Origin of the sequence: Alkalihalophilus marmarensis DSM 21297, assembly GCF_000474275.2 — a bacterium.
GTDB classification, from domain to species: Bacteria; Bacillota; Bacilli; order Bacillales; family Bacillaceae_D; genus Alkalihalophilus; species Alkalihalophilus marmarensis.
In genome coordinates this window covers 1-23,616 of the sequence record NZ_ATAE01000065.1, presented here as the reverse complement: position 1 = coordinate 23,616, position 23,616 = coordinate 1, and the positions used below count along the sequence as shown (strand labels likewise).

19 protein-coding genes and 1 pseudogene are annotated in these 23,616 nt (G+C 34.0%); 19 read left to right on the top strand and 1 reads right to left on the bottom strand.

Annotated elements, in window-relative coordinates; genetic code table 11:
• Window positions 1-3: 3 nt before the first annotated feature.
• The 19 genes and pseudogenes from A33I_RS18695 (at window position 4) to A33I_RS18605 (ending at window position 21,269) form a co-directional block, all read left to right on the top strand.
• Complete coding sequence (locus A33I_RS18695; protein WP_022629843.1) at window positions 4-891, top strand: HpcH/HpaI aldolase/citrate lyase family protein; 888 nt, start codon at window positions 4-6, stop codon at window positions 889-891.
• A 661-nt stretch (window positions 892-1,552) separates the two neighbouring features.
• On the top strand, window positions 1,553-2,023 hold the full coding sequence (locus A33I_RS18690) for a hypothetical protein (protein ID WP_022629842.1): 471 nt from the start codon (window positions 1,553-1,555) through the stop codon (window positions 2,021-2,023).
• A 340-nt stretch (window positions 2,024-2,363) separates the two neighbouring features.
• On the top strand, window positions 2,364-3,128 hold the full coding sequence (locus A33I_RS18685) for an IclR family transcriptional regulator (RefSeq protein ID WP_022629841.1): 765 nt from the start codon (window positions 2,364-2,366) through the stop codon (window positions 3,126-3,128).
• A gap of 157 nt (window positions 3,129-3,285) precedes the next feature.
• Window positions 3,286-4,503 carry a CaiB/BaiF CoA transferase family protein gene (locus tag A33I_RS18680; protein ID WP_022629840.1) on the top strand — a complete coding sequence of 406 codons (1,218 nt, stop codon included), beginning with the start codon at window positions 3,286-3,288 and terminating at the stop codon, window positions 4,501-4,503.
• A gap of 1 nt (window position 4,504) precedes the next feature.
• Entirely contained in the window at window positions 4,505-5,455 is a 951-nt protein-coding gene (locus tag A33I_RS18675) for a hydroxymethylglutaryl-CoA lyase (RefSeq protein WP_022629839.1), read from the top strand.
• Window positions 5,456-5,467: 12 nt separating this feature from the next.
• The gene (locus A33I_RS18670; RefSeq protein ID WP_022629838.1) at window positions 5,468-6,157 is read left to right on the top strand and encodes an RraA family protein; all 690 of its coding nucleotides are present in this window, start codon (window positions 5,468-5,470) and stop codon (window positions 6,155-6,157) included.
• An 11-nt stretch (window positions 6,158-6,168) separates the two neighbouring features.
• Complete coding sequence (locus A33I_RS18665; RefSeq protein WP_022629837.1) at window positions 6,169-7,062, top strand: DUF1932 domain-containing protein; 894 nt, start codon at window positions 6,169-6,171, stop codon at window positions 7,060-7,062.
• Window positions 7,059-8,084: an Ldh family oxidoreductase gene (locus A33I_RS18660; protein WP_022629836.1), complete on the top strand. Its 1,026-nt coding sequence runs from the start codon at window positions 7,059-7,061 to the stop codon at window positions 8,082-8,084. Before A33I_RS18665 ends, A33I_RS18660 begins: the two co-directional genes overlap by 4 nt.
• 69 nt (window positions 8,085-8,153) lie before the next feature.
• Complete coding sequence (locus A33I_RS18655; RefSeq protein WP_022629835.1) at window positions 8,154-9,152, top strand: tripartite tricarboxylate transporter substrate binding protein; 999 nt, start codon at window positions 8,154-8,156, stop codon at window positions 9,150-9,152.
• 7 nt (window positions 9,153-9,159) lie between these two features.
• Window positions 9,160-9,603: a tripartite tricarboxylate transporter TctB family protein gene (locus A33I_RS21545; RefSeq protein ID WP_022629834.1), complete on the top strand. Its 444-nt coding sequence runs from the start codon at window positions 9,160-9,162 to the stop codon at window positions 9,601-9,603.
• A 68-nt stretch (window positions 9,604-9,671) separates the two neighbouring features.
• A pseudogene (locus A33I_RS18645) lies at window positions 9,672-11,171 on the top strand (tripartite tricarboxylate transporter permease).
• A gap of 110 nt (window positions 11,172-11,281) precedes the next feature.
• On the top strand, window positions 11,282-12,508 hold the full coding sequence (locus A33I_RS18640) for an MFS transporter (RefSeq protein WP_022629831.1): 1,227 nt from the start codon (window positions 11,282-11,284) through the stop codon (window positions 12,506-12,508).
• Between the two features lie 1,065 nt (window positions 12,509-13,573).
• A complete protein-coding gene (locus A33I_RS18635) occupies window positions 13,574-15,121 on the top strand; it encodes a TerB N-terminal domain-containing protein (protein ID WP_022629830.1) in 1,548 nt (515 codons plus the stop codon).
• Window positions 15,122-15,636: 515 nt separating this feature from the next.
• Window positions 15,637-17,046 (top strand): IS21 family transposase, encoded by a 1,410-nt coding sequence (istA, locus tag A33I_RS18630; RefSeq protein WP_031311861.1) that lies wholly within the window; start codon window positions 15,637-15,639, stop codon window positions 17,044-17,046.
• On the top strand, window positions 17,039-17,764 hold the full coding sequence (gene istB / locus A33I_RS18625) for an IS21-like element helper ATPase IstB (protein ID WP_022629828.1): 726 nt from the start codon (window positions 17,039-17,041) through the stop codon (window positions 17,762-17,764). The genes istA and istB overlap by 8 nt, the downstream gene beginning before the upstream one ends.
• A gap of 85 nt (window positions 17,765-17,849) precedes the next feature.
• Window positions 17,850-18,887 (top strand): YHYH domain-containing protein, encoded by a 1,038-nt coding sequence (locus A33I_RS18620; protein ID WP_022629827.1) that lies wholly within the window; start codon window positions 17,850-17,852, stop codon window positions 18,885-18,887.
• 43 nt (window positions 18,888-18,930) lie between these two features.
• Window positions 18,931-19,200, top strand: coding sequence for a DUF3006 domain-containing protein (locus A33I_RS18615; RefSeq protein ID WP_022629826.1), 270 nt, complete (start codon window positions 18,931-18,933; stop codon window positions 19,198-19,200).
• A 112-nt stretch (window positions 19,201-19,312) separates the two neighbouring features.
• Window positions 19,313-20,362: a hypothetical protein gene (locus A33I_RS18610; RefSeq protein ID WP_022629825.1), complete on the top strand. Its 1,050-nt coding sequence runs from the start codon at window positions 19,313-19,315 to the stop codon at window positions 20,360-20,362.
• The gene (locus tag A33I_RS18605) at window positions 20,346-21,269 is read left to right on the top strand and encodes a TauD/TfdA family dioxygenase (protein ID WP_022629824.1); all 924 of its coding nucleotides are present in this window, start codon (window positions 20,346-20,348) and stop codon (window positions 21,267-21,269) included. The genes A33I_RS18610 and A33I_RS18605 overlap by 17 nt, the downstream gene beginning before the upstream one ends.
• 432 nt (window positions 21,270-21,701) lie before the next feature.
• Here the strand turns inward: A33I_RS18605 and A33I_RS18600 are convergent, their stop codons facing one another.
• Window positions 21,702-23,471: a hypothetical protein gene (locus tag A33I_RS18600; protein WP_022629823.1), complete on the bottom strand. Its 1,770-nt coding sequence runs from the start codon at window positions 23,469-23,471 to the stop codon at window positions 21,702-21,704.
• Window positions 23,472-23,616 lie beyond the last annotated feature (145 nt).

Sequence of the window (23,616 nt, the reverse complement as noted above, 5' to 3'; positions counted from 1 at the left end):
AATATGTTAGCTCGTTCATGGTTATTCGTACCTGGAAATCGGATGAAAGTAATTGAAAAAGCTGAGCTTCTCGATGCTGATGTAATCATTTATGATCTAGAGGATGCGGTTTTACTTCAAGACAAGATTCAAGCGAGGGAGATGGTTATCGAAGCTTTACAAAGCTCAAAAAAAAATATATTCGTCCGTATGAATTCACTAAGTGATATGTTTGGACATGAAGATGTATTATCGCTTCTAAGTAATTATAATAAATCTCTAAAAGGTTTGATCCTTCCTAAGGTTTCTAGTGCCCAGCAAATCAAGTCTTTAGAAACGATGTTAATTACTTATGAAAAGAAATATAACATACATTATGAGCTAGAGATCGTACCGTTAATTGAAAGTGCTGCTGGAGTACATTTCTGTTTTGATATCGCAAGTGCATCACCTCGAGTGAAGCGGTTAGCATTTGGTGCTGTTGATTATTGTCTTGATGTAAATATTACACCTACTAAATGTGGAAATGAATTACTATATGCCCGGTCTCAAATAGTTAATGCATCAAGAGCTGCAGAAAAGTTGCAACCAATTGATACAGTCTATATTCATTTTAATGATTATGAAGGTTTAGATATAGAGATCAATACCGCAAAAGGGTTAGGATTTGGCGGTAAACTAGTTATTCATCCAAACCAAATTGATGAAGTAAATAAGAAATTTGCGCCAACAGAAGAAGAAGTACTCGATGCAAAAGAGATATTAGAGACAGTAGAACAAGATGGCGCAGCTGTTTTTCAATTGAATGGAAGAATGATAGATGAACCTATTATAAAGAAAGCACGAATTACGTTAGAAAAATATAGATTAATAAAAGGGGAAAATCCAAACTTAACTTGGGAAAAATTATAATTATACTTTAATCTCACTATAAATAAGTCTTTAGGATAATAGGAAAACACTCTATGAAATTACCCTAAATTATTTTCAGCCCTTCTGACTAAGGGGAGTTTAAGCGGGCACATGTACGGTGAATGAAGGGTGGGTAAATCTTACAGATTGTTCACCGTACATATCTTTTATTTCTTCGTAAACCACTTCTTCAATGTTACTCTCAATATTTTGTTTACTTCTTAAAACGCCCTCTTCGCCACTAATCTCGTATATAGTTAACATATAAGAAGCTTTAATACTAATACTTTCTAGAGTTCTATAAAGAAGAGTAGCATACTGAGAGTTCTTTCCTGCAGGTACTATTTGACCTAGTCCTAGTCTCTTCTATTTCAGTAAGTAAATTCCCATGGTTAAAAAGTTTCCCAGTCGCTGCATCCTGTTTGCTTCTCCGATAAAAACCAGTAATCAAAGAATTGCAGCAATAGATCTAAGGTTTAACTATGGTGATACAAAATCAAAATAAAGTAACTCAAGGACAATTAAATTAATTAGTTGATTATCTACAGAAGAAGAAAATATATTAAGTACCAATTAATATCTCAAATTGATGTTTATTGCGAATTTAAAAAGTTGCGAGATACGTGTAAAATATTACTATCTAAGTTAGAAAGGAGGAGCAATGAATCCTGATAAAATGGTCTCAACATCCGCTTTTGAATTAATATTTGATATTGAAATCAAGTTTAAACGAGCAATTGCTAAAGCATTTCCCTCAAACACCCTCAATGAGAAGGCCTCATATTCAACCTTAGTAAACCACATTGTCAAACACCAATACTTTAACTTAACTTCAGAGCAATCAAAAAAAATCAATGAAACGGTAGCGGTTAGAAACAAAGTATGCCATATGAAAGAAATTTCTACGGAAGAATTCGATTTGCTGCAAGAAATCCAACAACTAATCATCACGCTCGAACCAAGCAAACCTCAGACCAAACCATCAAAAACTCCCATATCCCTTAAAACTAATAACATTATAGTAAAACAAACTAAAAAGGCTAAACTCATGAGAAAGGCAACATCTAGAAGAAAAGGCACCTTAGATGAAAGATTAAACACTTCTCCACGATCTTATTTTTATGGATATTAAATGCAACTTCTTACCGCAGTTCACCAGAAAACTATTTTTAAGGTCTTAGTGATGAAGAAACAATATAGTATTTATATTTGAAATAACGGGGTCGTTATTTCAAAAAAGAAAATTTGAGTAAAGATGCTTAGATAATATATATGCGTTTTTAATAATTCTTATCATTTTCACATTATGCAGTAAAGGACGCTATAAAGCACCGAAATATGTCAGTTGATTTTTTATATATGCTTTTATTAGCAATTATTTAATTTTCAATCTCTTAGTTTTTATGTCAAAATAATAGAGGTGATTTAACTGATATACGAAAAGATTAATAGATAGAAAGGAGTATATGAAGATGGAAAAGGAACAAAAAAGAGGTCTGCAAACTGTGCACCGAGCAATAAGTTTATTAAATTGTTTCACATTAGAAGAAACGGAATTATCATTAACAGAAATAAGTGAAAAGATTAAGCTTCCAAAGTCTACTACATCTCGTATAGTTGAAACATTAATTGATTCAGACATGTTACAGCGTAATGAACATAACTTCAAATATAAGCTTGGGTATAATTTATTTATCTTAGGAAGGGTAGCAGAACATTCAAATGATATCATTAGAGTAGCCTCACCAATCATGAGGAAGTTAAGAGACCAAAGTGGGGAATCCGTATCATTATATAAAATTGTTGGCGATAAGCGGGTTTGTATTGAACGTTTTATGAGTAATCAAGCTGTAAGTCATAATGTTCTAGTGGGTACAAAGCTTGAACTTGATATAGGTTCTGCCGGGAAAGCTATGCTGGCCTTTCAAGACGAGCACTTTATTGAAACAATTATCAACAATCAACTAACAAAAGCTAAAAGAGATTGGCTTGTATCAGAGATTAATAAAGTTAAGAAATCTTATCTTGCATCAAGCTTTGATGAGCGTGGTGCGGGAGTCAATGCTATCTCGTCCCCGATATTTAGTATGTCTGGCAACGTTAGTTTTGCTCTATGTTTGTCAGGACCTAGTTTGAGATTTAGCGAAGAATCTATGGAAAAATGGTCAAAGTGGGTAAAAGAGGGGGCAAAAGAAATTTCTAAATTAGTTGGTTGTGAGATGCAGTCAACTTACTAACGAATTTAACTTAATCAAAAAGAATATTCAGAAAAAAAGAATCAATTTTCAATTGGTTCTTTTTTTTTAGAAAATTCTGTGTTAGACTTATGAAAAGTTCCATATAATGATTTTTGTAATCTCACTATACGGAACAAAATGTCAGGGGGGAATCAAGTTGGATGAGCAAAATCAAAATGCTGGGCCATTAACAGGTGTAACTGTGATAGATGCTTCAACAGTATTAGCAGGTCCTTTTGCAGCGAGTTTACTGGGAGATTTTGGAGCAGAAGTAATTAAGGTTGAAATTCCTGGAACAGGAGATTCTCTTAGGGGCTTGGGTCCTTATAAAAATGGGGAGCCTTTGAGGTGGCCTGGAATTTCACGTAATAAAAAATCAATAACACTTGATATAAGGACTTTGGAGGGCAAGGAACTCTTTAAAGAACTGATTAAAAAAGCTGATATATTAATAGAAAATTTCAGACCAGGTACTTTAGAGAAGTGGGGTTTAGGTTACGATGTGTTAAAAAGCGTAAATGAGGGTTTAATAATGTCCCGTCAATCAGGCTATGGACAAACAGGCCCTTTTGCAGAGAAGGCAGGTTTTGGAACTCCTGCAACAGCATTTTCTGGTTATACCTATCTACAAGGTTTTACTGATCGTCATCCAGTGAGCCCATCTTTCTCTTTGCTTGACTATATATCTGGTATTTTTCTTGCGTTAGGGACTGTAAGCGCTCTATACAATCGAGATTTGGAAAAGGGGAAAAATGAAGGGCAGCAAGTAGAGATGGGATTATATGAAGGGATGTTTAGAATGATGGAGTTCCTAGTAGCGGAATTTGATCAATTAGGAAAAGTAAGAGAACGTTCACCAATGCTTCATGGACATTCTAGTCCCGCAGGTATTTATAAAACAAACGATAATTATTGGATGGTTATGGTGTGCAGTACACAGAAAACATGGGAACGTCTTGCCATGGCAATGGGACATAAAGAATTAATAACTGATACTAGATATCTAACAAATAAAGAACGAATGCAAAATGATGAGGATTTACAAATACTCATCAAAGATTTTATAGGTAACAAAAACAAAGATGATTTAATTAAGAAGTTAGATGAATTCGGGGTTCCAATTTCTCCAATTCTTAATATTGAAGATATATTTGAGCATCCGCATTATCAAGCAAGAGAAAATATTGTAAGCGTAGAGCATCCTCGCCTTGGGTCTGTAAAAGTACCTGGTATTGTTCCCAAGTTCTCTAAAACACCTGGGAAGATTAGACATAGGGCTCCCGATTTAGGAGAGCATAATGACCACATTTATAAACAAACCTTAGGATTATCAGATGAAGACCTTGTTGAACTTAAAAAGAAGGGTGTGATTTAACATGGATAGAGTGTATTATCCAAAAAATGTTACTGTTTGGGAAGTACTGCCTAGAGATGGTTTTCAAATGGAACATAATTGGATTCCTACCGAAGATAAAATAACAATCATCCGTAAACTAGCAAAGACAGGAATTAAAAATATAGAGGTAACATCCTTTGTCCACCCTAAAGCCATTCCACAACTTAAAGATGCTGAAGAAGTTGTAAAAGGTGTACAAAACTTAGAAGAAGTTTCATTTAGAGCCTTAGTTCCCAATTTAAAAGGAGCTGAACGAGCAATATTTGCAGGCGTAAAGAAACTAAAATTATTATTATCTTCTACTGATTCTCATTCATTAAATAATTCTAACTGCACCGTAAAAGTGGCACAAGAAAATCTGCTTCCAATTGTTGAATTAGCAAATAATAAAGGAGTTGAAATCAGTGGATCTCTTACAGTAGCCTTTGGGTGTCCTTACGAAGGTAAAGTTACCATTGATAAAATAATACCTTTAATTGAGAAGTATAAAGAAATGGGGATTAAGGAGGTTTCCCTTGCCGATACAACTGGAATGGGCAACCCTGCTCAAGTATATGAAATGTTAGGTGCCCTTAAAAAGGTCTTTCCTGATTTTAATTTTAGCCTTCATTTACACAATACAAGAGGGATGGCTTTTGCAAATTTATTAGCGGGATTATCTCAAGGGGTCACGTCAATAGATAGTTCTACTTCTGGATTAGGTGGTTGTCCCTACGCACCTAATGCAGCAGGGAACATTGCTACCGAAGATGTTGTGCACAGCCTTCATGAAATGAATATTCGTACCGACATCGATTTAGATGAATTAATGGTTGTAGCTAGAGATGTTGCCAGCTACTTTGGAAGAGATGGAGGGAGTTTCTTACTGAAGGCAGGCCAGAATAAAGATTTACATCAAAAACCTAAAAAGCAGGTGAAGTTAGGTAAGTGAGGATGATGAGAAATGAATAAACTTAACAACTTTCCAGATAAATTACCCGAATCTATCATCAGTAGAGCTCAAAAGTTAAATAGTTCTCTTATCTCAGATGCTATGGGTGGGGAGAACACTATGGATTATAAGATTAAGCCAGTCGGAGGGAACATGGACTTTGTAGGCACGGCTTTAACAATTTCTACTGTACCAGGAGATAATTTATTTATACATCATTCAATATATAACAGTGATGAGGGTTATGTACTAGTAGTAGACGGTAAATCTCATACTAAAAATGCTTATTTAGGAGAGTTACTGGCAGCTGCAGCTAAAGCAGCGGGGTTAGAAGCAATAGTTATTGATGGATTGGTCAGGGATAAATCAGATCTACAAAAGATAGGATTTCCTATTTATGCTAGAGGATTTATACCTAGTGGCCCAACTAAAAATGGACCAGGGGAAAAAAACCTTAAAATTATATGTGGAGGAGCGGTAGTTAATCCAGGTGATCTTGTAATTGGTGACCAGGATGGCGTAGCGGTTGTTCCAAGAAATCAAATTGATCAGGTTTTGGCTGGTGCTGAAAAGAAACAAAAATATGAAAAACAAAGACTGAGAGATATCTCACTATTCAGTCAAAATAAAACGAATCGATGCACTTCAAAAGATCTAGAGCCTGATTGGTTGGAAGAAAAGATGGCACAATTTAAAGAATAGGGGGGGATCATTTGAAGGTTGGATTTGTAGGTTATGGAGAAGCAGGATTTGAACTCTCTAAAGGATTAAAAAAAGAGGGAATAAAAGAAATAATAGTATACGATAAAATTATTAATAATCCAGAAAAAAAAGAAGTGTTAATATCTAAAGCAAAAGAAGCCGATGTGTTCATAGTAAATGACCCAAAGGAAGTTATGAAAGCGGTTAATATTATTTTTGTTGCGGTTCCAGCACAGTATAGTCTGGTTGCTTGTAGAGAATTGGAAACAGAAATTGATAGTAATACTGTCTATGTCGATGTAGCTGCATCATCACCTCAAACCAAACTAAATATTGAAAGCATAGTAAAAGAGAGAAATGGACACTACGTAGATGCTGCCATGCTTGGACCCTTAACTGTTCACCAGCATAAAGTACCAATAGTAGCTAGCGGGAATGGAACAAAAATATTTATTGAACTAATGACACCTTTTGGAATGGCTATTCAATACATTAGTGAAAAAGCTGGGGATGCCTCTTCAATAAAGTTATTAAGAAGTATTTACATGAAAGGCACTGCCGCATTGCTAGTAGAGGTACTAGAAGCTGCTAAATATTTAAAATTAGAAGAACAAGTTATTCATTCTTTAAAGGAAACAATGGAAGAATCAAGCTTTGAAAGATTATTAAATCAATTAATTACAGGTACATCCATTCATGCAGCTAGAAGAGCACATGAATTAGAAGGTTCTTTAGATATATTAAGAACTTATAATCTTCGTTCAGAAATGACAAATGCTACAAAAATGAAATTAGAATATATCTCTCATTTAAACCTTAAGCAGGAATGGAACGATAGGCGACCTAAAGAGTGGCAAACTGTTATCGAAAAGATTCTTACTGTTAATAGAGGAGATTTTGTATGAGCTTAATCACAATCTCTAAAGAAGAATTAGAAAATAAAGTAAAGGTTATTTTTGAAACAGAAGGCTTAAAGGAGAGAGAAGCTGAGATATTATCAAAGCATTTAGTATTAGCTAATTTAAGAGGTATAGATTCTCATGGCGTAAGTCGTGTAAAGACCTATATTAACCGCCTTCGATCCGGAAATGTAAGAAAATATTTTAAGTTTTCAATGTCAAAGGAAACTCCTACTAGCTGTCTAATAGATGGAAATAACTCAATGGGTATTCTTGTAGCGACAGAGGGAATGAAGATTGCCGTTAAAAAAGCTCTAAAAAATGGAGTAGGGATGGTCTCTATTAATCATTCAAACCATTGTGGAATGTTAGCTGATTATATTAAATATGCAACAGACAATAATTGTATCGCCATAGCAGTAACAAATGCTCCATCTAGCATGCCACCATGGGGTGGAATGGAGAGTTTCTTTGGGACTAATCCCATCGCATATGGAGTTCCAAGGGGTAATGAAAATCCAATTATTTTTGATATGGCAACAAGTGTAGTTGCACGTGGAAAGATAAGATTAGCACAAAAGAATAATATGAAAATACCAATTGGTTGGGCTCTTTCTAAAGATGGAAAACAGACTGATGACCCTAACGTAGCCTTAGATGGGGGCGCAGTACTTCCAGTAGGTGGTCATAAAGGCTATGGCCTAGCTTTCTTTGTAGAAGTTCTATCGGGTATAATGAGCGGGGCAAGTTATGGACCTTATTTAGGTACTCTATATGAGGATAAAATTCAGAATATTGGTCACTTTTTCTTGGTTTTTAAAGCTGATTTATTCATAGACTTAAAAGTTTTTAAGTCAAGAATGGATCAAATGAGTAATGAAGTAAAAGAGATAGCAAAAGCAGAAGGTTTTGATGAAATTTATTTGCCAGGAGAGCTTGAATCAGTGCTTTATAAAAAAAGAAGTGAAAAAGGTATTCCTTTAACTCAAGAAGTATACTCAGAACTTGAATCTCTGACTATTAACTAAAAAATCATTCTAAAAGTTAATAGATTAAATGTAATGAAAATTAATTTTATCTAAGAAGGGGTGTTAATCATGAAAGGCAAACTAATCGGTTTTCTATTATTAATTGGAATTACAGTTGGATGTAGTAATAATTCTCAAGTAGCTAGTGAAGGTGAGTGGGAGCCACAGAATAATGTAGAACTGGTTGCGCCATCTGGCGCTGGAGGGGGATGGGATTCACAAGCAAGATTAATTGCCAATACGATTGGACAAGAAGACCTTATGGAGAAGAATATGGGAGTAGAAAACCGTGCTGGTGGAAGTGGGGCAATTGGTATGGATTATATTGCTAATAGAAATGATCCTCACCGTATATTTGTTAGTTCTGGTACAACAACAACAACATTGTTATCAAATGAATCTAACTATGGCTTTGAAGATTTTACGCCCCTAACTAACTTTGGAGCAGATTACGGAGTTATTGCTGTCCATGCTGATTCAGAGTGGGATACCTTAGATGATCTATTTGAAGAGATGGAAAAGGACCCTTCATCTATTGGCATCATAGGTGGAAATAATCCTGGAGGATTTGATCATGTTCAGTTTATGAGATTAGCTCTTGAAAAGGGTATCGAAATTGAAGATATTCGTTATGCCTCAGATAATGAAAACCATGGGATTCCTGCTGTATTAAGCGGCAGTGCTGCAGTATTAACATCTAAAACTGGGAGTGGGGTAGCAGAACAGGTTAGAGGTGGTAACTTGAAAATTCTCGCAATTCTTTCTCAGGAAAGGTTAACTGTAGATGAATTATTTACAGAAGTTCCTACAGCGGTAGAACAAGGGTATGATGTAGTTTCATCTAACTGGCGTGGAGTGCACGGTCCTAAAGATATGAGTGAGAGTCAAGTTGAATATTATAATGAACTATTTAAGCAAGTGAGTGAATCCGAAGAATTCCAATCACAGATGACAAGATTAGGCTGGGAAGAATTATATATGGATAGTGAAGAATTTGCAAATTTCCTTGAAGAAGAAGAAAGAGTATACACGGAGATCCTTACTCAAATAGGATTAATAGGAGAATAAACAAAAGATGCGGACGTTAAACAAGTATATAGGTATTGTTCTGTTTGTGGTATCCATTGCTTACATTACGGGGGGGCTACTTTTACCAGAGTACCCCCACGTACCAATTGATTCAAATTTCCTTCCGCTAATTTTAGGATTTTTGTTGTTATTTCTTTCAATAGTGTTGTTCTTCTCGAAGGACCCTCAAAATATAACTCTATTTGTGAAAAAGCAAGATTTAATGATGTTGCTAGGGGTAGCTCTATTGATTATTCTATATATTTTCTTCCTTGAAATACTTGGTTTCTTGATAGTTACATCATTGTTTTTATTTACTTGTTCTTTTCTTTTAGGCTATCGCAAACATTTGACTAATGCGGTCGTAGCGTTGTTTTTTCCTATTACTATTTATTATACATTCACTCAGTTACTAATGATTTCCCTCCCAACTGGTATCTTACCTTTTTAATGGAAGTTTAAAAGTGAGAGTGAAAAATGTAGGACCTATTAAGATAGGTTCTGAAAGGAGGAGGGAAAATGGGAGCTTTCGGTGATATATTACAAGGGTTTCAAGCTGTATTTAGTGTTTATGGGATTTTATTTATTTTAATAGGTGTATTAGTTGGAACAGTCGTTGGGATTATGCCTGGATTAGGTCCGATTACGGCAATTGCGGTAATGATACCAGTAACGTATGGTATGGAGCCTTATCTAGCTTTATTTCTTATGGCGGGTGTTTATTATGGTGCTATATTCGGAGGGTCTACCTCATCAATATTACTAAATGCACCGGGGGCAGCTAGTACAGTCGCTTCGTCGTTTGATGGTTATCCTATGGCCAAGAACGGAGAGCCTGGTAAAGCACTTGCAATAGCAGCAATTGCTTCATTTGTAGGTGGGACTGTAGCGGTTATTCTAACCACTCTGCTAGCTCCTCTCTTAGCTGGTTTCGCAACTTCTTTTGGACCTCCAGAGTACTTTGCCTTAATGTTTCTCGGATTAACCGCGATAGCAGCGTTATCAGAAGGTTCGATGGTTAGAGCCTTGATCTCAGCTACGTTAGGCTTCATGATAGCAACAATTGGTATTGATTCCTAAACAGGAACCAGCCGTTATGTATTAGGGAGCTCAAATTTATTAAGCGGAATTGATTTCTTAGTTGTAGCTATGGGACTGTTTGCTATTGGGGAAGTGTGTTATCTCATTATTAACAGAAAAAATAAATTAAGTGACGAAATGACGAAAGCCTTTAAATTGAAATTAACTAAAAATGATATAAAGGAAATGTCGGGTCCAATGAGTCGAAATTCTTTCTTAGGTTTTTTTATAGGGATCCTTCCAGGAGCAGGCGCGACAATAGCATCATTTTTAGCTTATTTATCAGAAAAAAAGTTATCTAAAAATCCGGAATCGTTTGGTAAAGGGTCAATAAAGGGGTTAACTGCTCCGGAAACTGCAAATAACGCAGCCTCAACAGGTTCGTTTATCCCTTTATTAAGTCTTGGCATACCGGGGTCCGGAACAACTGCCTTACTATTAGGCGCTTTATTAGTGTTAGGTGTACAGCCGGGGCCAGGCCTAATTGAAAATGATCCCCAACTATTTTGGGGTGTAATTATAAGTATGTATATAGGGAATATATTTTTGTTGATCATAAACCTTCCACTTGTTCCCTATATTGCTAGGGTATTAGCTATACCAAGGCCTTTGTTAATTTCTCTTGTTATCACTTTTTGCTTAATAGGAATTTATGCAGTTAGTTTCAACACTTTTGATTTATACTTATTATTATTATTTGGTGTACTGGGCTTTGTAATGAAGAAGCTAGCATTCCCATTAGCACCTTTTATCCTAGCATTTATTCTAGGTGAAATGATGGAAACGGCCCTGCGTCAAAGTTTAACATTAGCAAATGGAAATTGGATGGTGTTTGTTGCTAAACCAGTTTCAGTAATTATGTTGACCATTGCAGCTTTATTATTAATATCACCTTTAGTTATGTTCATTGTTAAAAAGTTTAGAAATAGTCAAATGTAATGCTACTTAGAGACTTTCCATTTATAAACAACGGAAGGTCTTTTTCTTGGGTGGATACAGAGACAAGAAAAGTAAATGTGCTTGACTATAAAAGTTAAGGTAGAAGATATATGACAAATTATAATAAAAGTAGATTGATTGCTTTGGCAATGTTATTTTTTATGACAGGAATTGTAGGGAGTAGACCTCTAATCCCTTTATTGTCAAATGATCTAGGAGCTACGACTTTTCAGATTGGGATAATTATTGCTTTATTTGCTTTTCTTCCTTTATTTTTTTCTGTTAAGTTAGGATATTTAATTGATAGGTTCGGCTCACTTAAACCTTTAGCTTTAAGTGCTGTTTTAGCTAGTTTATCTTTAATTATCCCATTACTATTAGGGAATCTAACTGGGGTTTATTTGTCTCAAGTAATTGGGGGGATTGCCCAGACTTCTTTTGCTTTAGCAGCTCAGTCCTTTGTGAGCGTTAATTCAAGCGGGAGTTCCAGAGAAAGAAATATTTCCATCCTTAGTATGGGAGTAGCTGGAGGGGGGCTTGTAGGACCTTTAATTGGAGGAAGCTTATCAGATCTAATTGGCTATACATTAGCTATTGCTTTTTTAGGTGCCACTATGTTTATCCCTTTTGTCATTATTTATTTAATTTATATAGTTGAAAATAAAGATGAAAAGGCCTCTATTAATAAACATAGAGTGAGCAACAAAAGAGCATTTAAAAGTAGTGTTCTTCCATTGTTGATAAATATTGACCTTAGAAAAGCTATTATTGTAAGTATGCTTGTTCTATTAGCAAGAGACTTTTATATATATTATTTTCCATTGCTTGCGAATGAATATGGGTATAGTGCTACAATTATAGGATTAATTATTGGACTACATAACGGAGCAGGTGTCCTTATAAGGTGGTTCTTAATCCAAGTAATTGAAAAGTGGGGTAAAAGTGAAGTAGTCCTTACATCTATTCTATTGTCTGGTGCCCTATTAGCACTACTTCCACTTACTGATATTTTAATTTTTAGTATGATCATTTCTATGTTACTTGGTGCATTTTTAGGTGTGGGGCAACCTTTATCTATAACCTCCACTATAAGCTTTAGTCCAAAAAATAGAACAGCGGAAGTGTTGGGCTTACGCTTGACCTTTAACCGCTTAACGCAGTTTGTATCTCCACTATTATTTGGAGCTATTGCAACCTTTTTTAGTATAAGCGCAATATTCTATTTTGTAGCAATCATTTTAGGAATTGGGAGTACAAAATCGTTTATAAAAAAAGAATCTAAAAATTATGAAAGTAGAAAAGAGACAAGGCAGAAAAGTCGATCTGATGAGGGTTAAATGATGGCGAGTGTCATTTCTATGGATTAGTGAATCTGTTGCCGGTACTAACTTTCTTTAATAACGATTATACACATTAAAAACTATATTAGATAATAATTAAATGTATCGCTACGGTATTATTTCTATGAATATTAAACACAACTCCTAGACCACGTTCTAGCCTTGACACTGGGCCCCTACCCCCTTTGGAAACCCGTAAGTAGGGAAAGTTAGCACTTTCTGACCGTACGCTCCTCGCGTCGCTAGAGGATACCAAAGGGGGCCTCCCAGTGTAAAGGCACCGCTACGCTTAGAACTAGTGCTTTGCATTCCCATTTCTTCGAGTACTTCAATCAACAAAATTTAAACCGTACAATTATATATTTAGTAATAATATAGAAGTTGATAATGTGACGAATGGCAACAGGGGGTCAAAGAATTCTACCTTTGCTGCTAGAAGAAAGATGAGCCGAAGAATAAATAAACTTAGAAATGGTTTTCGGCAAAGCATGCAATCAAGATAAAAATTAATGGGGGATTTGCGAATGGTATTGAGTCCAAGTAGATTCCGTACCTTTTGAGGAGTATTTTAATAACTGGGTAAAGTTACATAAATCTCATTTGAGTGTAACAACATTACAGTATTTTAAATACACTTACAAAGCAATTAAAGTTCACTTTGGAAAAACCTCAAATGCAAGAAATCGGACGACATGACATGCCCTCAAGATATTGTAAAGCTACGATTCTAGCATGTTTTTCAGGAATGGATTGAAGATGGTACACTAGTGGGGGATAATACTGGTAGTATACCGCAACTGACTTAATAGGTCGATAAAGCAAAAAAATTTTTAAAATGTTCAATTACAAACATAGCTCAAGCTCTTCATATTGAAGATTTAGAAACTTCCTTTTCTTCAATCTGTTCGAACGTTTTTTTATCTAATTTAAACATAAGCACTTAACCTGTAAAATTGTTGCAATTAGAATGCATAAATATTAAGACGTATTTTTCCTGTAAATGTAAACAGAACGGGTGTAAAATATCCATATAAACAAAACCTTGAAGGGATGGATGTTCACATGGGACTGTTTGATTCTATAAAAAAATTTATTGGAAACCGAGACAAATTACCTGAACAAAAACAACAAGCTAAACCTACAAATCTTCCTTCTATAAAAAAACATCATAAGATAACTGATCCATCGAGGGCTTTTATTATTCACTCAGACATCGAAAATTTGATATGGATAAAAAATGGGCCAAAGCAAAACTATCTTCCAGAGACAAAATCAAGTGAATCCTTCGCAGTTGGAAATTATAACATTACAATTTCATTTTTAGGAATGGAAGAGCCGAGTTTAATCGATATGAATGCTGAGATGAAAGAACCAAAAGATTATGTGAGTGTTGCGAGGCCGCCTTATTATCCTTCTTATTCAAGTTTAAATCCTGAACAGAAATATATTTATTGGCGCTTTCTTGGCAATCCTTATGAATCACAAGCCGATATTAGTTACGTGTTTTTACTTTATTACGGACTTGAACGGCACTTGTTTACGCATGATTTTGAGAGATCTATAGAGGTAATTTTAAAGTTGAGAGAAGTACATACCAATGAATCCTTTCAGTCATATTCAGGGAATGCAATTGTATTATCCTGTTTGCTGCATCAGCGAGCAGACTTAATGACTTTATTCATTCAATCGTTAAATGAGGAGTATAAAAGAAAATTTTCTGCTTCACTGTACTTACTTGCCATACACAGTTTTGATAAACCATTAGAAGCACAAGATTTAACGAGATTAGCAAAAACCTTTGGATTCACAAAAATCAACTATATTAAAGAATATCCAGACTTATTTAATGGATATTTAGAACAATATATGCAGGAGACATTCAATAGAGAATTGTTAATCTTAAGTGAGCTATTACCTGATATAAATGACCTGCCTTTAGTTGAGATGAGACTGTTTGCAAATGTGTCATTATCTGATAAAACGATTAAGGTCCCTGATTTAACAAAATCAGATACCATTCAAAAAACGATTTTTAATTTATTAAATAATGCGCATGAGTCAGTGAAAAAGAAGTTAGTGGAAATGAGAAAGAAGAATATGGTGCCAAAGAAAAAGGAAACAAATAAGCCAAAAAAGAAGTTACAGTTTAATTCTTCTGAGGAGAGGCGCTTATTAGGTGAACTTAAGAAGTATTACAACAGACCAATAGACCGTCATTTTACTTTGATCCAGTTACAGGATTTTTATTACAAATATAGGGAACTTGATGATAAGTATCTTCAAGAGTGTATTAAATATTGTTATGCTGATATCGATACCCTTGAAGAATTAAACAAGGCATATATTAAAAACGAAATAGATCGGGTAAAGAAAATAGCTGATCTAAAGCCTGAAAAAGAAGTAGAAATTGAGATATCCGAAATTAAGCAGAAACAGTTCTACTATAATATTCCGGCATTTAAACGTTTAGCAATTATCTATGAAAAGAGCAGCCAATTTGATTATGCGATTGATATATGTAAACAAGCAGTTAAATATTATTCTGAAAGAGGAGTGGATACTGAAGAATTTGAAAAAAGAATGATGAAATTAACAGAAAAAACTAAATGATTTAATTGGATTTGAAATTAATTTGGTGTGAGTGCTAACCAATTAACGACAATTAAAGTATAAGGATCTAGTCCTTATAACATAACATACGCTGATTTTTAACAAGAACAATTTACAAAACTTAGTCACTTGCTGCACAGTACAACTATACTGTGCAGTTTTTTTGCTTCTTATTTAACTAAGGGGACAGGACAGTTGTCTAACAAGTTAAGCATAAAGATAGGGGGCTAAAAACGCTGAATTAGATAATTTAAGTCTTTATGTGCAATTTTAAAAACAATCTATAAGAAATTATTTACTAAGTAATAGAACTATAGTAATAATATCACTAGACAATATTTTCTAGTGAAGGTGTTTATTGCAAAATAAAAGTGCAGAGCTTTGCAAAGGTGTAGTGCAGAGTCCTGCACTTAATTTATAAGTGTATAAAAAAAGACTTGCCAGCTACCCCAAGTCCCTCTACTGTAATGGTGTCGAATCAATACAGAGTGGAGGAAAACGAGAGGATGCTAACAATGTCTGATATTAATTGTATCAAAAATTTAAGGAACGACAAGGGTTTCTCAATAACAAAAATTCAAAAGACGTTAGGAATTAATTGGAGAACAGCTAAGAAGTATGGAGATGAGAGTCAACTTCCTCAATCTAAGATAAAGAAAAAGACTGGCATGATGTATGAAAACAATTGGGGTGAAATGGTTGCCGATTGGTTGTTTGAAGATAGTAGGCTTAAAAAGAAATTACGCCGTACAAAGAAAGAGATCTTCAAAGAATTACAAGGACATGGATTTGAAGGTTCTTACAGAACCGTTTGTTACTTTATAGCTGAATGGGAAACTAGCCATAATGATACAAATGACAAGGGTTATGATCGTTTGATTCATCCACCTAGTGAAGCTCAAGTAGACTTTGGAGTTATGGAAGCCGTAAAAGATGGTGAATTTGTTGATGTGCATGCGTTAGTTATGTCATATCCATTTAGTAATACTGCTTTCACAGTCCCTCTCCCTTCTGAAAATCAGGAATGTTTTCTAGAAGGGTTGAAAATACTTTTCAAACAATCAAAGGGTGTTCCTAGAAAGATTAGGATAGATAACTTAACACCTGCAGTCAAAAAGGTGAGATCAAAACTTGAGGAAGCCCAGTTAACAGATGCTTTTATTCAATTCCAGAATCATTATGGCTTTGAGGTACAAGTTTGTAACCCTAGGAGTGGACATGAGAAAGGAAGTGTTGAAAACAAAGTTGGTTACATAAGGTATAACTTCTTCCCTACATCCCCTGTAATGAACAGCTATGAAGAGTTGACTGAGGATCTTTATAAAAAGCTTGAGCAAGATCGTCAAAGATTACATTATGAAAAAGAAGTTAGAATTGAAGATCTTTGGAGTGAAGAAAAGAAGCATTTACTAGAGTTACCATCTGAAGATTATCCAGTCTTTAAAGATGTTGAACCAACAGTAAATAAATTTAATGAGGTTAAATTAGATAATACCCTAGTCCATATACCAAAAGCATCTAATTATCCAACCATTCATTTAAACTTAACTTGGGACAAGTTTAAGGCCGTTTCTCCAGAAGGAGAAATTCTATATGAAGATTACAGGCCTTATATGCACAAAAAACGAGCAATACCATGGCTATCTATATTCAAGGAATGGTTGAAAAAGCCTAGGGTTGTAACCTATTCAAGATATCAGAAGTACTTACCAGGAAGGGTTAATGATTATCTATTAGTTGAAGACCTCATTGTTCGTAAAGAACGTTTGGCAGAGATCATTAATTTACTTGTTACACATGATATTAAAAGAATTAACGAGGAATTTTATGACTTGATTTCTGGTAATAGTGAAAATCCCTTTGGGATTGATTGGTCACTTTATGATTCTTTAGCTCCTTCGGAAAGGGAGGGGCATCATGAGTGATCCTATAAAAAATATGTGTAAGTCATTAAGATTAGCTTATGTGGCAGAGATCTATGAATCTGTTCCTTTTGAATCGCCGTCTCAGTTTCTAGAAGCTCTATTTCAAGAGGAGTTTCTAATGCGAGAAAGAGCCAAAGTGCAACGCTTAATTAAAAATGCAAAGTTTCTGGATCAAAAAAATCTGAGTAATTATGAATGGAATGAAAAGATTAGATTTCCTTCTCACACAAATAAAGAAGACTTAGTAAGCCTTCAATTTATTATGAAACGGCAGAATGTAGTTTTGATTGGAGCGCCCGGAACAGGAAAAACTCACTTAGCATCCGGCTTAGGTAGAAAAGCTTGTGAGCAAGGCTATGAAGTTAGGTTTTATCGAGTCTCGCAATTAATAGAACTTTTAGAACACGCTCTAACTAATAATAAATTGGCTGCTTTTAGAAAGAAGTTTGAGAAAGTAGAGTTAATTATTCTGGATGAAATGGGTTATCTTCCGTTTAGCAAGGAAGGTTCTGAGCTATTGTTTCAGTTAATTGCAGAGTGGTATGAGCAAAAGAGCTTGATCATTACATCTAATTTAGAGTTCAGTCAATGGAATAGAATTTTCATTGATTCGAGGCTAACAGCAGCGTTGGTGGATCCTTTAATCCATCACGCTCATGTATTAACTTTCTCTGGAGGAAGTTATAGGCTATCAAACGCATTATCAAAACCTAAATAGACGAATACTGGGTGGCAAAACTCTGTACAAATTCTTGCGCTACTCTGCACTTTTTTCTTGCAAAACACAGAAGGGGATTTTAAGGTTGAAGAAGGTTATTTTAGGGTTATTAATTGTAAGTATTTTTTCTTTTTCGAGTGTACCGACTATATACTCTCACCCTGGGCGTACAGATAGTAATGGTGGTCACACTTGCAGAACCAATTGTGAAAAATGGGGGTATGAATATGGTGAGTACCACTATCACAATGGAGGAGGAAGCTCCAGCTCTTCAACTAGTAGTTCCTCTGGGAGCGGTTCTTCAAATGCTAGCACTTCAACAAGTCCAAAGCCAAGCTATACACAAGCTGATATAGATGAAGGTAAAGCTGATGGTAAAGAGAATGGATATAAAGATGGATATGCAAGAAAGAGTAAGAGTGTTAATTCGGAGAATGGAAATGAAGGTTATCGGATTGGGTATGCAGCTGGATATGAAGATGGTTATAGAGAAGGGTTAAAGAAGATTACAGTTGAAGATACGGAAGCTGGAACAAAAGTAGGGATGAACGAAGGTCTAAAAGCTGCTAGAGAAGATAAAGACATTGAAACTAATGTGAATGATTCTGAATCTGATGACTGGAATAGAGCTTATATGTCTGCTTTTGAAAGAGCCTATCACCGTCAAAAACAATTAATTAGAGCTGAAGAGGATGGATATAAACTAGGATATGAACTAGGAGAATTAGAACTTCCAACAGAGGTTAAAAGCGATTCGGAACTAAGTGAAGTATTTACAGATGAGTATGAAAAAGGTTATGAGAAGCGCTTTAATGAAGAAACAAAAAAACACAAAGAATTAGGGTATGAGAGTGGCTATGAATTAACAGAACAAAATTCTGTAAAAATTGATGAGCGTTTTGTCGAACCTTTTGAAAAAGGATATAAGGAAGGGTTACAGGCTATTAAGGATGAAACTGTAGAAGTAGGATATCTACAAGCCTTTCAACTGATGAGCTACGAGCCACCAAATGAGGTAGAAAATGACACCTTATTAGAATGGTATAAAGAAGGCTATGAATCAAATAATATAGCAGCCGAGATTAAAGCAACAGCTTATGACCAATTGCTGCAGGTAGATTAGCAGACATTAAAGCTGAAGGAAAAGCTTGCGTGAGGTGATAAGGATGAAGGTAAACGGAGTGTTAGATCGGATTGTAGACAGTGAGTATGGGGTTATTTTAGTTGAGGAGCTTGATAAGGAATATGTGGTTAAGAAAGAGATGCTACCGGATGGAGTTAGCGAGGGTGATTGGTTAACGCTGCTTGTTGAAGGTGGTGAAATACAGAGTGTAGAGATTGATCTAGTTAAGACAGAAAGTGTGAAGAGCAAGGTGGAAGCGCAGGTTGAAAGGTTGAGGAAGAAGAGTAAGGGGAGTAGGTTTAAGCGTAAATAGAATTAATATTAATTCTATTTACGGTGCTAACCTAAAACCACAGGATGATAATACTTTTTGAGAAGTTAGTATCTTATTCGATTACTGATAAAACATGAAAGTGAGGTAAAGGATGTCACATTCAAAAAATACAGAATTAGTGAGGGAAATATTAAAAAATAATTCACAGGTAGAAAATATTCTTAATGAATTTGAAAAATCGGAAACTCAAAGATATCGCGATATTATCTTTAATTACATAAAAAAACACAATACTTATTTATCATTTAGAAATAAGTTACTAGTAATTCAAGTTGCAATTCCCATTTTCGGTTCTATATTTGCTATATTTGCTCCTGGACTAGATTTATGGGTGAAATTTCTGATCCTATTTATCTATTTAATGATTTCATTGTTGGTATTTTGGATAGTAAAAGTGCTACCTGAAGATTTTGATAAGTTTAATCAAGAGGTTACAAGATTAAAATTAGTAAACTTATCTGAGCGACTTGCTTCTAAGATGGCATTGTTTGATAAAATTTATGAAGAAGAGCCAGAAGAAGACACATCTTTTTTAGAAAAAGTTTCAGATTTTGTTAAATTAGAAATTAACTCAATGTCTGAATCACAAAAAAACATGATTCGCAGATGTATAAATCCTAGTTCAAGATTTGAGAATTCTAGGGATACGAATATTACTATACCAACAGAAGTTATTAATTTGAGTAATATAAGTAAAAAGAAATTAGAACAAATAACGTATGAAATATCGTCTCTGGCAGAATATATGTTTGGAGGTAAAGGATATTCTGCTAAATTATATCTAAGAATTTCTAAAAAATATGAAGACAATGAGGTTGAACTACTAACTTCTTTTTCAAGATTTCCCCTTAAAAATGGTAAAGATAATGGTACAAGTTGGATTAAAACAAGAGGTAACCCATCTATTGTTTGGGAATGTTTAGAAAGGGGTGGATACAAGATAGCGCATACGAATGAGAGAGCAGAATTGTATTACAATTCTGTGCTCGCTATTTGCTTACCAGGCAGAATAGGAATACTGGCATTACATGCTGACCATAAAGAAGCATTTGATGGGAAAATGGACAAAACAACTTATAACTTACTTGCACTATCGACAAGACAATTAGTATTAGAGGCAATTAATGAAGAAGGGAAATAGTAGTATGATTGAAACTTTATTAAAGAATAATGAAATTCTCAGTACTGTGTATCAGAAAAAATGTTTTATACCTGTACATATTAATTCACCTAATAACGTTACACAGCAACAAGCAGCTGAAATAATTGAAAATTACAATGTTTTTGGCTTTTCTATTTTTCAGTTAAATCAACCAATAAGTAATGATATGGATCTTATTAATTTATATAAATGTTTAGGTCTTTACCAGCCTTTTGTACCCCAGATATACCAACATGATCCCGAAATATACCAAAAGTCTGGACTGAATTATATTCATAGAGGTCAGAAAAAGGGTAATGGAGAAAGATTTCATAGAGCTTTCCAAACAACCAATAATCAAAAGCTTCATAGTGATGGAACGCTGGAGGGAATTGGGCAAATTAAAACATCTACTTTATTCTGTGTTAACCCGGCAGGTGAAGGCGGTGACAATTTAATTTTCAACTCAGTAGCAGCATTTTTCACTCTATTAAAAATGTCTCCTAATTTAGCTTGCTCCATGCTAGAAGAAAATGCTTTAAAAAGAGTTGATATTGGAAGAACTAATAGATCTTCTATTGGTCCTGCTTTTAAAATAGAGAATAATAAACTAATATCAAGGTTTTCTATGGATAATACGTGTGATTGGGAATATGGGTTTAACCAAATTTTAAACCTAAGGGAATGCTTTAATCAGCTAAACCGCTTTATAAATCTTGACTCCCCTTATTATACACGTATCAGGTTACAAAGGAACCAAGGTTTAATAATGGCAAATCATAAAATCTCACATGGAAGAACATCTTACTCTGAAACTCCCGATTCCCAAAGAAAAATGATCAGGGGATTGTTTTCAAATGAGCCACAATTAAACCACCAAGTTATACATGAGATTAATAACGCTTAAAACAGGAATTCTTAATTCACACAACAATGGCTAACCGATTTTGTTTTAGAAAAACTATTTTAGATTAGAATTAAGATCTTTATTGTGATTATAATCAAAATACTGATCAAGATAAATGTTATGAAACTTAGGAACAACAAGTGGTTATCAACTTAATATAGATGATTTTTTAACATCAATAATTATTTGTTAATTTTAAAACAAGCTGTTACTCCTTACTTGGATGTCGATTAGTGGAAAGAGCGCTTAATAATAATTCATACATTTTTAAAGAAGTTTAGTTTCGATGAGAGTGTTAATTTATAGCAGCATAAGTTCCACAGTAAATTGCTGCTAGATGGTTCAAAATAGGTGGCTCTTTCCTAATGCAATACTAACTTTATGAATTGCTTCATTAATTCTTTATTTTGTACAATAAAAAGAAGCAAAAACTTAAGAGTTTTTACTTCTTAATAAATTATAAATTGGAAATAGTTTGAATCCCTCTTTTTGTTCCTCATTGAGCTTTTTAAAGTGTACTTCGAATTCAATTTTACTCTCTAATAATATAGAGAAGCCACAAAGGATGTCATCGTTGTGGAACCCTCGGCTTTTCTTTTCAAAAATCTCTTGTTTTTCTTCCCACGTGAATTCTCTTTTTCTTTTAATTACTTGCATTTTATTTAAAAAGATAAGAATATTATTAGGTTGCAGATGGTATAAAAAGTCATAGACATCCAGAAGTAAGTTTAGTATCTCACCATTTTCTTTCTGTTGATCGTAGTAAATAAGAGCTTTTAAAAGGAAGTTATTTGTTAAATCTAAGGCATAGTCGTCCTTGTAATCCACTTGTTTCAAAGATTCTACGATAACTTTCAGGTTTAAATTACTCATACTAAATAGATTATACATTTCAAATATAATAAAAGGACTATGCCTTACTTGATGCTTTTTATCTCCAGAAACTGCTGTTATTTTAAAGTTATTGTTAATTGCATCTAAATCGAACAAGTTAAAGACTAACCATCCTTTTTCAGTCTTTAAAGATACTAATATTATTTTTAAATCATTAATTAAGAACTGGAGGAAGTGATTTTCTGGATTTAAGTTTACTTTTCCATAGTTTTTATTTAGGATAATATCTTTTAAAATTTCTATCTTTTTAAAATCATCATGAGTCAGATTTTCAAATTCGAGATTAAAAGACACTCCTAATTGATTAAAAGTCTCCTCAATTTGTTCTAAATATCTTATGTATTCTGGTATTTCTTTTAGAAATTTTTCTTTTTCGTCAAAATTATTCAAAGGGATCTTTATGTCTTTTATAGTAATACTTTTTTCTTTAACCAAATCCCACATAAAATTACAATCTTTAATCCTGTCTTGAATACTTCCATTTTCATTAAAATGAATTTTAATCTGTTTGCTACTTTCAAGAATTTTAGGGAATTCAATAACAAAACTTTTTCCAAATCGTAGAGTTATTTTTTCTTTCTCAATTATTCTAATTACCTCTTCATAGATGATATTTTCATTCAGTCCAACCCACAAATCTGTTTCTTCAGTCATTTGCTGTATATCCACTTTATATAGAGGCACTTCTAAATTAAGTTCTTCAAGACGTCCATACATATATGTCCCATATTCAAATAAATCATCTGTTAAATTGTTTTTATCCAGAACAAATAATTTGCCTGTATAAGTGTCAAATTCATTAACTTTTATATCATCGATCAATGATATACTTTGTTTCCTACTATGGTGTATAAAATTTCTAGTGATAAATTCAAGTGCTTTTTCGGTAGAAGGTAACATTTTAAATTCTTTAGTGATCGACTTTTTATCTTTCAATTCGGTTAATATTTTTTTTATATCAATTGGTAAAAGTGAAAGGTAAAAAACCTGTGTATTTTGAGAATCAATAATCTCAATTACAAAAAACAATATCCCCCCGTTTTTATAATAATTTTCTAAATCGGCCTTCTGTATTTTGAATTTTGTTTTCTTTACACTTATTGTATCTACCTTTTTTCCTTTAACTTGAACCGGTACTTTACCGAACAAAGTATCCTTTCTTTGATTTTGGTTGTTATAAGTCCAAATTTCTCCGTCCCAGGAAGGAGTTTTATCATTTGTTGGTATTTCATCAGAAAGAAAATCATTTTTCAAAATCTCATTCCTTACAGCTGCAACTGCAATCTCTTCGATCTTTTTAGTATTCATTATCATCCTACTTTCTTTGTTATCTCTAATAAATGTTAGTGGGTACGTTTACATTATAATGGTAATGTATTTGGCAAGAGAAAAATGTCTAAAACGGCAAACCTTTTTGAATGCCACTTACTAACCTAAGTTCTCTAACTTATAA

Excerpts from the sequence above, each read along its gene's own strand:
- A33I_RS18660 (WP_022629836.1), top strand. The coding sequence starts at position 7,059 with ATGAGCTTAATCACAATCTCTAAAGAAGAATTAGAAAATAAAGTAAAG.
- istA (WP_031311861.1), top strand. The coding sequence starts at position 15,637 with ATGTCTGATATTAATTGTATCAAAAATTTAAGGAACGACAAGGGTTTC.
- A33I_RS18600 (WP_022629823.1), bottom strand. The coding sequence starts at position 23,471 with ATGAATACTAAAAAGATCGAAGAGATTGCAGTTGCAGCTGTAAGGAAT.
- A33I_RS18635 (WP_022629830.1), top strand. The coding sequence starts at position 13,574 with ATGGGACTGTTTGATTCTATAAAAAAATTTATTGGAAACCGAGACAAA.
- istB (WP_022629828.1), top strand. The coding sequence starts at position 17,039 with ATGAGTGATCCTATAAAAAATATGTGTAAGTCATTAAGATTAGCTTAT.
- A33I_RS18675 (WP_022629839.1), top strand. The coding sequence starts at position 4,505 with ATGGATAGAGTGTATTATCCAAAAAATGTTACTGTTTGGGAAGTACTG.
- A33I_RS18655 (WP_022629835.1), top strand. The coding sequence starts at position 8,154 with ATGAAAGGCAAACTAATCGGTTTTCTATTATTAATTGGAATTACAGTT.
- A33I_RS18670 (WP_022629838.1), top strand. The coding sequence starts at position 5,468 with ATGAATAAACTTAACAACTTTCCAGATAAATTACCCGAATCTATCATC.
- A33I_RS18690 (WP_022629842.1), top strand. The coding sequence starts at position 1,553 with ATGAATCCTGATAAAATGGTCTCAACATCCGCTTTTGAATTAATATTT.
- A33I_RS18640 (WP_022629831.1), top strand. The coding sequence starts at position 11,282 with ATGACAAATTATAATAAAAGTAGATTGATTGCTTTGGCAATGTTATTT.
- A33I_RS18610 (WP_022629825.1), top strand. The coding sequence starts at position 19,313 with ATGTCACATTCAAAAAATACAGAATTAGTGAGGGAAATATTAAAAAAT.
- A33I_RS18685 (WP_022629841.1), top strand. The coding sequence starts at position 2,364 with ATGGAAAAGGAACAAAAAAGAGGTCTGCAAACTGTGCACCGAGCAATA.
- A33I_RS18605 (WP_022629824.1), top strand. The coding sequence starts at position 20,346 with ATGAAGAAGGGAAATAGTAGTATGATTGAAACTTTATTAAAGAATAAT.
- A33I_RS18615 (WP_022629826.1), top strand. The coding sequence starts at position 18,931 with ATGAAGGTAAACGGAGTGTTAGATCGGATTGTAGACAGTGAGTATGGG.
- A33I_RS18695 (WP_022629843.1), top strand. The coding sequence starts at position 4 with ATGTTAGCTCGTTCATGGTTATTCGTACCTGGAAATCGGATGAAAGTA.
- A33I_RS21545 (WP_022629834.1), top strand. The coding sequence starts at position 9,160 with ATGCGGACGTTAAACAAGTATATAGGTATTGTTCTGTTTGTGGTATCC.